This window comes from Trichocoleus sp. DQ-A2 (assembly GCF_039961915.1).
Classification (GTDB): domain Bacteria; phylum Cyanobacteriota; class Cyanobacteriia; order Cyanobacteriales; family FACHB-T130; genus FACHB-T130.
Window position 1 is genome coordinate 256,567 of record NZ_JAMPKD010000001.1, and the last position, 13,859, is coordinate 270,425.

The window sequence follows — 13,859 nt, forward strand, 5'->3', positions numbered from 1 at the left end:
TGATTCTTCCTTCGCTCTTTATAGCGAAGAGAGCACATGGCTCCGCTAGTGCGCCTTCGCGGTTTTTTTCTTTTTAATTTCTGCTTGCTCAGCAAGAAAATTCCCAAAATCAAACCTTCCTAACCGCCGACTAACTCTTTACAATCGCCCCAAAATCAGCCAACACACGGGCATGATTCCGAAGCAAACCCAGGATATTCAACCGATTGCGCTTGATATTGGGATCGGCATCCATTACCAAAACACTTTCAGCACCATCAAAGAAAGTGCTAACAGTCGGGGCAATCTGCGCCAAACCATCCACTAATAGCTGGTAATTTCGCTGTTCTTGAGATGCTTGAGTTTGCGGAACTATCTGCACTAAAGCATCATAAAAAGCTTGCTCTGATGCTTTCTGGAATAGTTCTGGACTCACCACCGTCTCTGGTTGTAACTGAGCTTTATCTAAATCGCCTTGGGCTGCTAAACGAGTCGAACGGTTGACAGTTTCGTAGATTTCATTCAGCTTGCCATTATTGCGAATTGTCTGGAGGAATAAAGCGCGATCGCGTACATCCAATAAATCTTTTAACGCTCGTTCTGTGTACTCCGGATCGTTTTCTCCCAGAACTGCATTCACCAAGTCATAATCAGTATTGCGCTCATCTTGTAGAAGATTGCGAATGCGTTGCAAGAAGAATTCCTGCAATTGCCGCACTAATTCCTCCGATTTTGTCTTCGGATATTTAGCCACAAAATCAGCAACAATTTTTTGCAGCAATTGATGCAAATTAATTGGTAAATCTGCTGCCCAAGTGATATTAATCACTGCATTCGCCGCACGACGTAAAGCAAAGGGATCGGAAGAACCTGTAGGTAGCATTCCCAACCCGAAGATACTGACCAAAGTATCCAACCTATCCGCTAAAGCAACAACTTGCCCTGTTATCGTTTGGGGTAAAGAATCCCCTGCACCTCGCGGCAAATAATGCTCAATAATTGCGGTTGCTACAGCCTCCGGTTCGCCACTTGCTAAGGCATATTTCTGTCCCATAATGCCTTGCAATTCCGGGAATTCTCCCACCATTTGGGTCACGAGATCCGCTTTACATAACAAGGTAGCTCGTTCGATATTGTTCCTTTCATCCTCGCCTAATTGCAGTTGCTCGTTAATGTGACCGGCAATTTTAACCAACCGCTCCACTTTTTCCCGAACTGACCCTAAAGATTCCTGAAAGGTTACTTTTTCCAGTTGAGGTAAATAGTTCTCTAAAGATTGGGACAAGTCAGCTTTATAAAAATACTGACCATCCGCTAATCGTGCCCGAATTACTCGTGCATTTCCTTCGGCTATAATGTCCGACTTCGCCGGGTCGCCATTAGAAATTGTGATGAAATAGGGAAGTAATTCTTTAAATTTTTCAGTTTTAAAAACTGGGAAATAACGCTGGTGAGTTACCATCACTGTGGTAATCACTTCAGTCGGAAGGCTCAAAAACTCAGAATCAAATTTTCCGACAACTGCTGTGGGAAACTCTACTAAATGAGTAACTTCTTGCAGCAAATCTGGGTAGATTTCGGTGTAGCCATCCATCTTTTGAGCCGCAGCCTGGACTTGCTCTCGAATTTTGGTTTGACGCGATTCTGGATTCACTTCCACTGAAGCAGAACGTAGAGAATCGACATAATCATCTGCCTGAGAAATCGTCACAGATTCGGGGTGCAAAACCCGATGAGCGCGTGTAATGCGATCGCTTTTAATCGTCTCCGAACCATTGACTAACTCTATAGGCAGTACGGCATCATTTAATAAAGCCACCAACCACTCAATCGGTCGCGGAAACTTGATGTCCCCATCGCCCCAGCGCATCAACCGCTTGCCTTCTAATCCAAAAATCCACTGGGAAACTAACTGGGTGAGAATTTCAGCCGTTGGGCGTCCGGCGATGGTTTGCCGAACAAAGACAAAATCGCCTTTGTCGGTGGGGCGAATTTCTAAAGCGTTGACTTCCACACCGAGCTTCCGCGCAAACCCTTCTGCTGCTTTTGTTGGTTGCCCATCTTTAAACGCTGCCTGCGCGGGTGGCCCTTTGACTTCTTCTTCTCGATCCGGTTGCTGAGTCGGCAACCCTTTTATCAGCACCGCGAGGCGTCTGGGTGTGCCATAAACTTCAATCGCCTCGTGAGCCAAGCTATTTTCGGTAAGACTGGCAGGAATGCGCGATCGCCATTGCGCGATCGCATCATTCACAAAGCTTGCAGGTAATTCTTCTGTACCGACTTCCAATAAAAATGAACTCATAGCGCACTATCTTTAATTCTTCGGGGGCTGAACGTTACCAGCTAGTTTAAACAGTTTACCGCGCTGGGAATCCAGACAGGCTGCATCTAAAACGATGTCGAGTAGAGGCACAGCAATACCGTGCCCCTACTGGTAATCAGGTTGAGGAAGCGATCGCCTCCTCCGTACCTAGATTTAAGTCAATCTCTCCGATCGGGAACGTGGATCAAATCAACTTACACTCATTCACGCATTCACGTTCTGTAGGGGCGTGGCATTGCGATGCCCCTGCCATGCCCCTACGCAAAACAATCGGAGCGCGATCCTGACAAAATTCGATATATCACGCTTCTAAGGGGTGAAGAGCCACTAAAGACTTGAATTTTGGCGTCTCCATCAAAGCTGGATTCAGCCCAAACCAACGCCCATTCTCATCCCGATATTCAAACACAAACATACTTCTGAGTAGCGTCTGATATTCTTTATCGCCTTTCACATTTTGCTGCTGCACCACCCGAAACAATAAGTCCCACTCCTCTTCGTCAATCGCCAGCGCCAAATCATCGCGGTATTCTTTGATCACGTTCTCTAAACAAGCACGGGAGAACGGTGGATCTTCTTGCTGAAGACAGCTGTAAAGCAATCCCAGTAAGTTCCGCACATGACCACCACTGACACGACACAACCGATCCAGGGTTTCAGACGCATCAAAAACCTTGGTCAATAGCTCTAGGTGCTGCTGTTCGTTCGCTTCTGGGAAGGCTCGTACCATCACCATCTTTCGCAGCAACGTCATTCCTGCCTCGCAATCCCGACCATCGCGGTTCCGCACCGGCACCATTGGCAACACTTTGGGAGCCACCCCACCCCCCAAACGATTCTTCAAAGCTTCGTAATCGTTAGAGAAAATTAAGGACAAGGGGATCGTGTAAACGACATGGCAACTCAAGCGGCGTAACTGTGCCCCCCGGTCGATAAATAGATATTCTGGCAGGGTACCTCCCGAAGGCATCGGTCGAGGATCGACCCGATCCAGGTTATCGATAATCACCACCAAGCCTTTTTGACCGCGTCGCTTCAGTTCTTCGTTCGCCCGTTTCAGGATTTCTTCATTGATTGCTTTTAAAAAGCCTTCGGTGCGGGGTTCTAGGTACTGCCGCAACTGATCCCGCAGCTTAGGGCTATCTTTAGTTTTGGCGGTAATTTTGCCAATCCCCACAGACAATTGGGCTTCAGCGGAGACATCAATCGGAGTCTGCAAGATGTCTTTGATCTCGTTGAAGAGATTGGAAAAGTAACTCGGTTTGAGCCGAATCTGAATTTCTTCCAGGCTTTCACTGACTTGACGCGCGATCGCCAGCAAAATATCGCTGATATCGATATTCGCCATGTCTAATTCTTGACTGGACTCGAAATAAACCACATGAAATTGCTGCCGTTCTAACTCGGCTTTCAAGCGAAATAGCTCTGTAGACTTCCCACAGCCGATGTGTCCGGTAAATAGCTGACTGGTGGGATCGTCGGGTGAAATCCGGGCAATGGTTCGCCCCACCGCCTCAATAATTTTGCCACCTCGCACCGCTGAGAAATCGATATAGTAGGGACGATCTTCCGCCCTAGAGAAGATGAGCGTCTTCGCAGGGTTACAAGCCTTATAGAATCTCTCCAAATCCAATTTCATGCCGACCTCTTGAGTATGCAGATCAATCCCTGTACTGATTTTTGTACTGCTAGACAGCTTCCGTTAAAGCGACCCTAGTCGGACTGGAGGGGCGCACCCCTCTTGCACTGAGATAGATACATCCTGGTAGAGTTGAGGGGATTTGAGAGGAATGCTTCGCCCTGAGTCGTATAACCACCGGCTACTTTGCGGCTATAACGCGATCGCTCTCAGCTTGGTTCTCAGATGCGCTTCGATTCAGGTCGAATTGCGATGATTGCCTCGCCGAATCGTGCCGAGTGAGCCAAAAAGCGATGGAAAAAGCCCAGATTTTGGCGGCGAAGAGCGATCCCCAATTTTAAATTCTTTTTCCGTAGGCTAAACAGAGTTCATAATGACCCGGTCACGTTAATATTTAGACGTTAGAATTTCCCGCTACAGTTCCTGATGAGCCGTACTGAAAAGAGAAAGAGATTCTGTTAACGTCCTGTTAGATGAAATTGCCGAGGGAACCGATCGTGACTTTCTCCCCGGTCAGCGGATTGGCGAGCATAGGGCGATAGCCCCGTCAGGAGGGGATAGTCGGAACTCCCAAGCGCTCTGTTTAAGTTAAAGAAGGACGCGCCTAAACTTACGGCGAACCACCATCAAGCTGTGTTGAGTGCAGTCTACCTCAAGCACCACAAACTCCCGATTGAGAAGTTAGGATGACAAGCATCGCATCAGTATCACAAACCGAATTGAGCCAACGGCGTCAAAAACTACGTCGCCAACGACGGATAAAATCTTTTCAAGCGATGTGGCGAGCGATCTTCGTCGCCGGTTTAGCAGGCAGTTTAGTTTGGGTGACAACTTTACCTGCTTGGGTAATCCGCAAACCCGATCAAATTGCGATTGAGGGCAATAAAACGCTTTCAATCCAAGCGATTCGGTCGCTGCTGCCTCTATCTTACCCTCAGTATTTGCTGCGGCTACAGCCGCAAATCATCGCCGATAAGTTGGAATTACAACCTGCCATCAAGGAAGCTACCGTTACCCGGCAAATGTTGCCGCCAGGACTCACCGTACAAGTTACGGAACGACAGCCAGTCGCGATCGCCCTCCGCACGCGCACGCGCCAGACTCCTGCTTCCAGCCAAACCTCCTCAAATAGCAAAACGCGATCGCAGCCGGTATTGGGATTGTTGGACGAACAAGGCGTCTGGATGCCCTTAGAAAGCTACACCGAGCTAGAGCGCACCATTCCCTTGCCGACCTTAAAAATCATTGGCTATCGGGATGAATATCGCCCCTACTGGTCGGCACTTTACCAAGCCGTTAGCCGCAGTCCGGTCAAAGTATTTGAAATTGATTGGCAAAACCCAGCCAATTTAATTCTGAAAACCGAGCAAGGATGGGTACATTGTGGTGCTTACACTTCTCGGTTTGCCTATCAGCTCACCGTCCTCGATCGAATGCGAGATTTGCCAGCACATTTTTCAACCAGCGAAATTGCCTATATTGACCTCAAAAACCCCGAATCCCCAGCAATTCAAATGAAAAAAGGCAACCCTTCCAAAAAAACCAAAACCTTATAAGCTTGGAAGGAACGCGAGTTCTGGCTTTAGGCAGAAGGCGTCTTTTGAGCTAAATTCATTCTTCATCCTGCCAAGAGCGCATCTACTTTACGAATATCCTTCATCTTTTAGTAGGATCAGCCTTCAGACAGTTGACTCCAGACCTCTTCAAGAACGTCAATGCACTATGACTCTCATTGGTTTTAAGGGTCAACTTACCCTATAGTTGACTCATATCGCTACCTAAACTAAAAAGTTGTTTATTGACCCTTTCTATTGCAATGACGCTCAATAGTAAACCAGGGCTTGCCCACCAAAACTCAAATCCCTCAGGGAACGCAGGTCGTTCACCCGCAGTGGACGGCGCGAATCCTTTTAATAACACCGTGTTACATTTAGGCCATAATCACGATGCTAACGGAACACCCAGGGAAGAATCTAGGAGTGACAACATCGTGCTAGGTAGCGTCGCCAAAATTAAAGTCATTGGTGTTGGTGGGGGTGGGGGCAATGCGGTGAACCGCATGATTGCCAGTGATGTCAGCGGCGTAGAGTTTTGGTCAATCAATACTGATGCCCAATCGCTGTCTCACTCCTCAGCTGCTAAACGCTTGCAAATGGGACAGAAGTTAACGCGAGGTTTAGGTGCTGGAGGTAATCCTGCCATTGGTCAAAAGGCAGCGGAAGAATCGCGCGACGAGATCGCTCATGCCTTAGAAAATACCGATCTCGTATTTATTACCGCTGGGATGGGAGGCGGTACGGGTACGGGTGCAGCCCCGATTGTGGCAGAAGTTGCCAAAGAAATGGGAGCCTTAACGGTGGGTGTTGTCACTCGTCCTTTCACCTTTGAGGGACGCCGTCGCACTTCTCAGGCAGATGAAGGCATTGCCGCTTTGCAGGGTCGGGTAGATACGCTCATCGTCATCCCTAACGATAAGCTGCTGGCAGTGATTCCAGAAACCATGCCCGTTCAAGATGCCTTTCGCGTCGCCGATGATATCCTGCGTCAAGGTGTGCAAGGGATATCGGATATTATTACGATTCCCGGACTGGTCAATGTGGACTTTGCTGATGTCCGAGCCGTGATGGCAGATGCGGGATCGGCAATGATGGGGATTGGTGTGGGTTCTGGGAAATCGAGAGCCAGAGAAGCCGCCGTCGCCGCAATTTCCTCACCTTTGCTAGAGTCTTCGATTGAAGGAGCCAGAGGGGTGGTCTTTAACATTACCGGCGGTAGCGACCTGACGCTGCACGAAGTGAATGCCGCAGCCGAAACAATCTATGAAGTGGTCGATCCGAATGCGAATATCATTTTCGGGGCAGTGATTGATGACCGGATGCAAGGTGAGGTAAGAATTACCGTCATTGCGACTGGATTTAGCGGGGAAACTCAGTCTACACCGGCGGCGAGGGAGGCACGCACTTCTAGACAGCCACAGCGACCCATTGCACCGTCACCCGTTCCTCCTTCTACCCCCACGTTTGAGCCTAAACCTCAACAACAAGGTGGAGGATTGGATATTCCGGAATTTCTCCAAAGACGGCGTCCGCAACGCTAGAAGAATTAAAAATTAAAAATGGAACATTTCCTTTTTAATTTTTAATTGATGCGTGGGCAATCCAGCCTTAGTTAGCAGGGTGCGAAATTCTTCTAAACTTCCACGAAGCCGATTGAATTCGGTAGAAGTTCCGAATTCAATGATGACCTGTCCCAAAAGTGGGAAGACTTGACTGATTACGGGAGCGATCGCTACATCCATGCTCTCACGCCGCACGAATTTCCCCTCCTAAACTGGAAATTAGTGCGGCTCATCGTATATTTCCTCTAATTAGGTCTTTAGGCACATAACTCAGTTCTACTCGCTTCTCAAGGGCAGCATTGCAATAATTTGCCGATTTGTCGGCAAATTGTAAATTGAGCAGTACCCGATTTGCAGCGATTTGTAAAATCTAATCATTCAACTCAATTTAGATTGGGATTGGTTTCATGAAAATTTAGAGTAAAAGTAATTGTTAGTAGTCCTTAATTTGCGGGTATTAACTAATTACCCATTCCTCATTCCTATGACCGTTAAAAACCCTTCAAGCGTACCTGTTGCTCTCACAATTGCCGGTTCAGATAGCGGCGGCGGTGCTGGCATTCAGGCCGATTTACGGACATTTGCCTTTCACTGCGTTCACGGCACCAGTGCCATTACTTGCGTGACAGCGCAGAATACGCTGGGAGTCACGCGGGTGGATGCTTTACCGACAGCAGCAATTGTCGCCCAGATTGAGGCTGTGGTGACGGATATTGGCGTCCAAGCAGCGAAAACGGGGATGTTGCTGAATGGGGAGATTATTGCGGCTGTAGCGCAAGCTGTGGAAGGTTTCAAACTGGACAAATTAGTCGTCGATCCCGTCATGGTATCGCGCACGGGTGCCCAGCTGATTGACAATAACGCTGTGGCAACGTTGCGGGATGTCTTAATCCCCAAAGCAGCGATTGTGACCCCCAACCGCTACGAAGCTCAATTACTGAGCGGATTGCCGATTCATAACTTGGATGATATGCGCTCTGCTGCCCAACGGATTTATCATTTGGGAGGTGGTGCGGCTGTATTAGTGAAAGGAGGCGGAATGGAGGGGAATCTACGCGGCATCGATATCTGGTTCGATGGGCACCATCTGGAAACCTTGAAAACCGCAACCGTAGAGACGACCAATACTCACGGCACAGGGTGTACGCTCAGTAGCGCGATCGCGGCTAATCTAGCCTTGGGCAAAGATCGGTGGTCTGCGGTTCAAAAAGCCAAAGATTATGTCACCACTGCTCTAAAATACGCTTTAGCCATTGGTCAGGGTCAAGGGCCAGTGGGACACTTTTTTCCCCTCCTACAATCGGAGAATTAAAACAATCGGAGAATACAAAGGTTATAGCAATGACACCGTAAAGATCGATTGGGGCACATTCCTAGTTGATTAAATAGCAAATTTGTTAAAAAATGGCTGTCAGAGTCGCCTCACTTTCCATTATTGTTGCCTTACCAAACTTAAACTAAATCCATGATGTCTAATCCCTCGACCCGCTCGCCAATGCAAAATGCTTATATTTCTGAGCAGACTCCCCAAAGCCCAATGAATACCTACCGTCCCTCAGTGCCAATTTCGGTTTACAAAGAACTCTCAGCAGAGTTACAAACAGCGCAAGCGATGCTGGACTCGCTGAATTCCCAAAATCAGCAGTTAGCCAAAGAAAATCAACAGCTGCGCCAAGAAATCGAAAAAGTTGTTCAGTCAGCTTTGCACGCACAACAGGTAGTAACTTCGTTTCCCTCCGGGGGTCGAGTTGAAGTTCCCCCTCCCCCCATTGAACCGGAAATTCGGACTGGATCAAACGCAACACCTAAGCGGCGTCCTCCGCAGCCTCCTCGTCCTCCTCGTTCGGCTGCGATCGCTCCGCCAGTGGAAGTTCTACCTCCTTCCCCTCCCAAAGCGGAACCAGCACCATTACCTGATTTTTCAGAAAGCTTGGTAATCGAACAAGAAGAAGGTCGGTATCGTCGCCCAACTCAGCCAGAGCGTTCCGCAGATGTGAGTGGCTGGTGGTTAATCATCGTCATCTTTTTGATTGTGGCGACAGCGTTTGGCACTGGCTTTTTGATTGTGCGTCCGCTTTTGAATAATAGTCGTTGAGCTTGCTGGTTGACGGCTGAAAGATTAACTCTGCTAGGAGTCGGAAGAACCGGGTGCATCTGCCTGGAACAACCGCTTTGATACAAATGGGGAAAATATTGCTAAACCCGCGCATCTTCACTGTACTGTCTAGTCAACGATGTCTAGTTAACGAGTCAGCGATATCTAGAGAAACCCCTTAGTTAGGGTTGGCACAATGGATGCCTCTGGTAGGAGTGAAGAGCAATATGTATCATATAATACAAAAATCTTTGTTTGAGCAGTGATAAAACATAGCCGCCGCTTTACGAGTACCTTTGGTTGTACAAATTGATTGTACAGATCAAATCCAGAACGAACTGAGGAGTTAGAAGCTTGAAAAAAGTTGAAGCGATTATCCGGCCTTTTAAACTCGACGAAGTTAAAATTGCGCTAGTCAATGCGGGAATTGTGGGAATGACCGTTTCTGAAGTCCGAGGATTTGGGCGGCAGAAAGGTCAAACCGAACGTTATCGCGGTTCCGAGTACACGGTTGAGTTTCTGCAAAAACTTAAAGTAGAGATCGTTGTTGAAGACAGCCAGGTTGATATGGTGATTGAGAAAATCATTGCCGCTGCCCGAACGGGTGAAATCGGTGATGGTAAGATTTTTGTCAGCCCGGTAGAGCAGGTCATCAGAATTCGGACGGGGGAAAAGAATCTGGAAGCTGTCTAAGTCAGGACTGAGGACTGAGGACTGAGGAGTGAGTCATCAAGGTTAGAAGTCAGGAGTCATTAAAAATCAGAAATTAGAATTTTTGGCGATCGCAAAATTCTGATTTCTGGTTACTGGATTTCTAACTTCTGGACTCAACCCTCAGTCTTTAAAGTCTGTAGCTGGGGTAAGAGAATTTTAAAAGCTTGACCGCGATGGCTCCACTGACGCTTCAACTCAGGAGTCATTTCCGCAAAGGTCATTTGCTCTTTAGGAACGTAAAAAATCGGATCGTAGCCGAATCCTCCCGTACCGCGAGGGGCGTGGAGAATTTCGCCACGGCAAACTCCTTCGCCTTGCAGGGCGATCGCACCATCGGGACGAGCGATCGCGATCGCACACACAAATTGGGCTTCCCGATTCAGTTCGTTGCCGAGTTCATTCAACAGGCGTTCAATTCGATCGGGGTCGGTTTTGCCGTAACGAGCGGAATAAATACCGGGTGCGCCCTCTAAGGCGTCTACTTCCAAGCCAGAATCATCTGCGATCGCCCACTCTCCAGTCGCCTCTGCCACCTGGGATGCCTTCAGACAAGCGTTAGCCATGAAGGTGTCACCCGATTCCTCAATCTCCAGTTCCTCTGGCTTCAGGGTCAATTCCCAGCCAAATCCGCTTAAATACTTCTGCATCTCTCGCAGCTTGCCTGGATTTCCCGTAGCGACTACCAACACAGTCATCGCGATCGCTCCCTTGCTGGAATAAATACACACCTACACGATTATAGAAACCTGTTTTTGCAGAAGTTAACTTCTTTGCGTGCGATCGCTATCTGAAACTTCTAAAAAATCACCCATTCGGGTGAACCAAACAGCGGAACTAACTCGCAGGATAGCAGCGTCAAGCTTCTTATCTGCTATATCGCATTGGACGAGCGTTGGAGTGCCGCTCGTCTCCACAAACACGCTCTCCGCTTGCAAAAAAAAATCTATTTGAGGTTTCTATGAGACAGATTTTCAAAAATCACTCCAAACCCGTAAACTCTGGTAAAACAGTTCACCAATCCGATCGGGTTTTTGCAGTTTTAGTTCTAACTGGCATCTTGTCTTTAGGCGCAGGTCTGACACTGTTACAAACCGCATTTGCTGCCCCAGCCGGACTTTCTGAGTCTATCACCAGACTGGTTAAGGTTAAAGACCAGAAAGTGGGGCAAAATCTTGACCGTAAGCAAGCTAATCGCTTACCGCCTCGAATTGCTAACGCTGTTCGTCAAGATTTGTCGCGTCAAACTGGCATCGCTCCGGGAAAGCTCAAGATTACTCAGTTTAGCCAGGAAACTTGGCCTGATGGCTGTTTAGGACTTCCGAAATCGGGTGAATTTTGTACTCAAGCATTAGTTCCCGGTTGGCGTGTTGTCGTGTCTAGCAATAACAAAACTTGGGTCTATCGCACCAATTCTACAGGGCAAGTTTTACGTCAAGAAAAGTCGAATACTCCTGGCAGTAACATCCCAGGAAACTTCCCCAAATCTGTTGCCAATGCTGTGATTTCTGATGCCTCCACGCAGCTGGGTTTGCCGGTAAACCAGATTCGCGTCGTCCAGGCCGAACAGAAGACTTGGCCTGATGCGTGTCTAGGGATTTACGCACCTGATATTTTGTGTGCGCCAGCGACAGTAGAAGGGTGGCAGGTGACGGTAGAAGCAAGCGGAAAACGCTTGGTCTATCGCACGAATGCAGCTGGTTCTGTAGTGAAGGTGGATCAACTCGCGAGTTTGCCGAATTCCGTTCGAGATGCAGTCTTAAGGGAAGCTTCCAGACAGTTCAAAGTGCCCACTACCGAACTCAGCATCGTTCAAGCTCAACAGTACAATTGGGATAGCTGTCTGGGTTTGGGCGGTATTAACGAGAGTTGTCTTACTAATGCAATACCTGGGTGGCAGGTAACTGTACAAAGCAAGCTACAACTGTTGGTTTATCACACCAACAGCGATGGTTCCATTATTAAGTTCAATCAAGCAGCAAGTAAACTAAGCGATGCTGGCATCCTCAAGCCAATGCCAATCCCGACTAGCGAACTACCACCATCCTTAGATAAAAATGTGGTGTTTCGAGCGATCGCCAGTGGCGGTTTTACTGGCAGAACCTACGAAACTGTTTTATTGAATGACGGAAGCTTGATGCGGGTTCGCATCGGCGATGCTAATGACTCCGAACGTAGCGTTCTCCGCATTCCTGTGCAACAGGTACGACAGTTTCAGCAAATGCTAGAACGGCAGCAATTTGCCCAATTTAAGAACCTAAGCTACCCAGCACCCAGCGGTGCTGCCGATCACATCACCTACACCCTTAGCAGCCGCAAAGGTACAGTTCGCTACACCGAGATTAATCAAGGGAGTTTACCTGCACCTTTAGAGAAGGTGATCCAAACCTGGAATCAGCTTGGCAGCAGCGCCCAAAGATAAGATCGGGCAGAATCTAGATACTCTCATTCTTAGCCAATAGGGAAAGCAGCCCCAGTCTGGGGCTGCTTTCCCTATTGGCTGATATCTTGCCAGTGAAGCAACTGAATAACACAGGGATTGCTGTTTGGCGATCGCTAAACAATTCCGACTACCGATCCTTGAGGAAGGTGTTTTGGCGATCGCTACGACTTTTCAAGGGTTTCAAGAGTTTTAGAGAGTCTTGCCAATCGGTATTTTTGCAAAAGCTCCCCTGAGCGTACTTCACACCCAACAATGAAAGTCTCTGTAGTTTTGCCTAGTCCGCGCGATCGCGCCTTTGCGCTAACAGCACGTTAAAGTCAGCTCTAATGAAGTGTGATTTGGGTCTAAACTAAGAGTCGAGCCGCTTTCCGAAAAAGGATTTGACAGAATTTCACACTTGATTATTTATCTTTCATACTTTTTACTTTGTAATTTCTGCTTTTTTGGGCATCCTGAAAATAGACATGAATTTTTTTAGGCTAGCGACTATGTCCACTCCGTTCCTTATTGTAGACTTGCGATTGGCTCAAACCCCTGCCAAGAAGGCTCAACCTAAAGCCCCTGCCAAAAAAACTCAAACCGCCCAACCAGCAGCCGCAGCCGCCAACGCTCAACCTGCGCCCATCTGGATGTACACTTCCGGAGGACTGCTGTTACTTCTCATTGCTGGGGCAGTATTTGTCAAGCTTAAAAAGGATGAGATGGCAAAGAAAGCCAAGATCCAGGATTTTAAAGTCAAAGACCTCCAGAAAAAGTTAAAGTTGGCGCTTGACTCTATTCATAGAATGGAAAGCAATCCTGACTTGGTTAACTCACGCGAATTCAACCTGGATTACCTCAGAATGCGAATGGATGAAGAGGTATTTCACTTTGCCATTGTTAATCAAATCAAAGTCAGAGTAAAAGACTTAATCACTATCGCCCTGCGTCCTACCCAAGCATCACAAGCCTCAGTGGGCATTGCCAGTACAGCGGGACGCCAAGTTGATGAGATTTTTGATGTCATTTATGAGACGGGAGAGGGTACGAAGCGCTCTAAGCGGGTGCTTTTCCGCATTCAAATCAAGTTAATGAAATTACCTACCCAAGCAACTTCTGCTACGATTAGCCAAATTATTGATTGTATTGAAACATTCCTCAGTCCAGCGGAAGACCACGATACTTGGCAACCCACAATTCAGGGTCGTCTTGCAAAACTACAATGGGATCAAAAAGCCAAACCGACACCTTTATTGGTGCTAGAACAATTGAGTGAAGGTGGCAATGTCACTATTCGCACGAAGCGCTAGGATGTTGAGAAAAAAGTTATTTTCCATCAGCAACCAGGGTAGATTCTGCTTGGTTATCCTTTAGTGACATCTTGCTCCGGGCGGTTGAAACCGGACAGCGATAGGAAGCACGCAAACGAAGCCTGCCGAGAGCAGGTTACAAAACCCTTGTTTTCGGTTAGTCCGCGCTTTTGGATTTGGAATGCAATCGTCCCAGCATTCTATTCTGAGAGCTTGATGCAAGATATGAGCTTAGCTACAATCAGCTCTAAACAACAGGCTT

Annotated in this window: 12 protein-coding genes; 7 read left to right on the forward strand and 5 right to left on the reverse strand. The window is 47.8% G+C overall.

All coding sequences use genetic code 11. The annotated features are described in order from the left end of the window. Window positions 1-130: 130 nt before the first annotated feature. Window positions 131-2,281 (reverse strand): glycine--tRNA ligase subunit beta, encoded by a 2,151-nt coding sequence (glyS, locus tag NC997_RS01060; RefSeq protein ID WP_190412309.1) that lies wholly within the window; start codon window positions 2,279-2,281, stop codon window positions 131-133. Window positions 2,282-2,603: 322 nt separating this feature from the next. Continuing rightward, a complete protein-coding gene (locus tag NC997_RS01065) occupies window positions 2,604-3,941 on the reverse strand; it encodes a P-loop NTPase fold protein (protein WP_190412310.1) in 1,338 nt (445 codons plus the stop codon). A 686-nt stretch (window positions 3,942-4,627) separates the two neighbouring features. On the opposite strand from NC997_RS01065, the gene NC997_RS01070 reads away from it, so the two are divergent. Both NC997_RS01070 and ftsZ read left to right on the forward strand, forming a co-directional pair. Continuing rightward, entirely contained in the window at window positions 4,628-5,497 is an 870-nt protein-coding gene (locus tag NC997_RS01070; RefSeq protein WP_190528687.1) for an FtsQ-type POTRA domain-containing protein, read from the forward strand. A gap of 260 nt (window positions 5,498-5,757) precedes the next feature. After that, a complete protein-coding gene (ftsZ, locus tag NC997_RS01075) occupies window positions 5,758-7,038 on the forward strand; it encodes a cell division protein FtsZ (RefSeq protein WP_190412850.1) in 1,281 nt (426 codons plus the stop codon). 12 nt (window positions 7,039-7,050) lie between these two features. On the opposite strand, the gene NC997_RS01080 is transcribed toward ftsZ, so the two are convergent. Next, complete coding sequence (locus tag NC997_RS01080; RefSeq protein ID WP_190412312.1) at window positions 7,051-7,254, reverse strand: hypothetical protein; 204 nt, start codon at window positions 7,252-7,254, stop codon at window positions 7,051-7,053. Between the two features lie 289 nt (window positions 7,255-7,543). Between NC997_RS01080 and thiD the strand changes: the two genes are divergently transcribed. The 3 genes from thiD to NC997_RS01095 all read left to right on the forward strand — a co-directional run bounded on the left by thiD (window position 7,544) and on the right by NC997_RS01095 (window position 9,847). Further along, the gene (gene thiD, locus NC997_RS01085) at window positions 7,544-8,371 is read left to right on the forward strand and encodes a bifunctional hydroxymethylpyrimidine kinase/phosphomethylpyrimidine kinase (RefSeq protein ID WP_190412313.1); all 828 of its coding nucleotides are present in this window, start codon (window positions 7,544-7,546) and stop codon (window positions 8,369-8,371) included. Window positions 8,372-8,524: 153 nt separating this feature from the next. Next, window positions 8,525-9,154, forward strand: coding sequence for a DUF3450 domain-containing protein (locus NC997_RS01090; RefSeq protein ID WP_242031431.1), 630 nt, complete (start codon window positions 8,525-8,527; stop codon window positions 9,152-9,154). Window positions 9,155-9,508: 354 nt separating this feature from the next. Beyond that, window positions 9,509-9,847 carry a P-II family nitrogen regulator gene (locus NC997_RS01095; protein WP_190412314.1) on the forward strand — a complete coding sequence of 113 codons (339 nt, stop codon included), beginning with the start codon at window positions 9,509-9,511 and terminating at the stop codon, window positions 9,845-9,847. A 134-nt stretch (window positions 9,848-9,981) separates the two neighbouring features. Here NC997_RS01095 and rdgB read toward each other — a convergent pair whose 3' ends face one another. Together rdgB and NC997_RS01105 are read right to left on the reverse strand one after the other, a co-directional pair. After that, window positions 9,982-10,563, reverse strand: a complete 582-nt coding sequence (gene rdgB, locus NC997_RS01100) for an RdgB/HAM1 family non-canonical purine NTP pyrophosphatase (RefSeq protein ID WP_190528689.1) — start codon at window positions 10,561-10,563, stop codon at window positions 9,982-9,984. Between the two features lie 66 nt (window positions 10,564-10,629). Then, window positions 10,630-10,803 carry a hypothetical protein gene (locus NC997_RS01105; RefSeq protein WP_348257751.1) on the reverse strand — a complete coding sequence of 58 codons (174 nt, stop codon included), beginning with the start codon at window positions 10,801-10,803 and terminating at the stop codon, window positions 10,630-10,632. Window positions 10,804-10,826: 23 nt separating this feature from the next. On the opposite strand from NC997_RS01105, the gene NC997_RS01110 reads away from it, so the two are divergent. Continuing rightward, a complete protein-coding gene (locus NC997_RS01110) occupies window positions 10,827-12,287 on the forward strand; it encodes a hypothetical protein (protein WP_199306243.1) in 1,461 nt (486 codons plus the stop codon). 509 nt (window positions 12,288-12,796) lie between these two features. Then, a complete protein-coding gene (locus NC997_RS01115) occupies window positions 12,797-13,597 on the forward strand; it encodes a hypothetical protein (protein WP_190412316.1) in 801 nt (266 codons plus the stop codon). Window positions 13,598-13,859: the final 262 nt, after the last annotated feature.

Excerpts from the sequence above, each read along its gene's own strand:
- ftsZ (WP_190412850.1), top strand. The coding sequence starts at position 5,758 with ATGACGCTCAATAGTAAACCAGGGCTTGCCCACCAAAACTCAAATCCC.
- thiD (WP_190412313.1), top strand. The coding sequence starts at position 7,544 with ATGACCGTTAAAAACCCTTCAAGCGTACCTGTTGCTCTCACAATTGCC.
- NC997_RS01110 (WP_199306243.1), top strand. The coding sequence starts at position 10,827 with ATGAGACAGATTTTCAAAAATCACTCCAAACCCGTAAACTCTGGTAAA.
- NC997_RS01065 (WP_190412310.1), bottom strand. The coding sequence starts at position 3,941 with ATGAAATTGGATTTGGAGAGATTCTATAAGGCTTGTAACCCTGCGAAG.
- rdgB (WP_190528689.1), bottom strand. The coding sequence starts at position 10,563 with ATGACTGTGTTGGTAGTCGCTACGGGAAATCCAGGCAAGCTGCGAGAG.
- NC997_RS01070 (WP_190528687.1), top strand. The coding sequence starts at position 4,628 with ATGACAAGCATCGCATCAGTATCACAAACCGAATTGAGCCAACGGCGT.
- glyS (WP_190412309.1), bottom strand. The coding sequence starts at position 2,281 with ATGAGTTCATTTTTATTGGAAGTCGGTACAGAAGAATTACCTGCAAGC.
- NC997_RS01115 (WP_190412316.1), top strand. The coding sequence starts at position 12,797 with ATGTCCACTCCGTTCCTTATTGTAGACTTGCGATTGGCTCAAACCCCT.
- NC997_RS01090 (WP_242031431.1), top strand. The coding sequence starts at position 8,525 with ATGATGTCTAATCCCTCGACCCGCTCGCCAATGCAAAATGCTTATATT.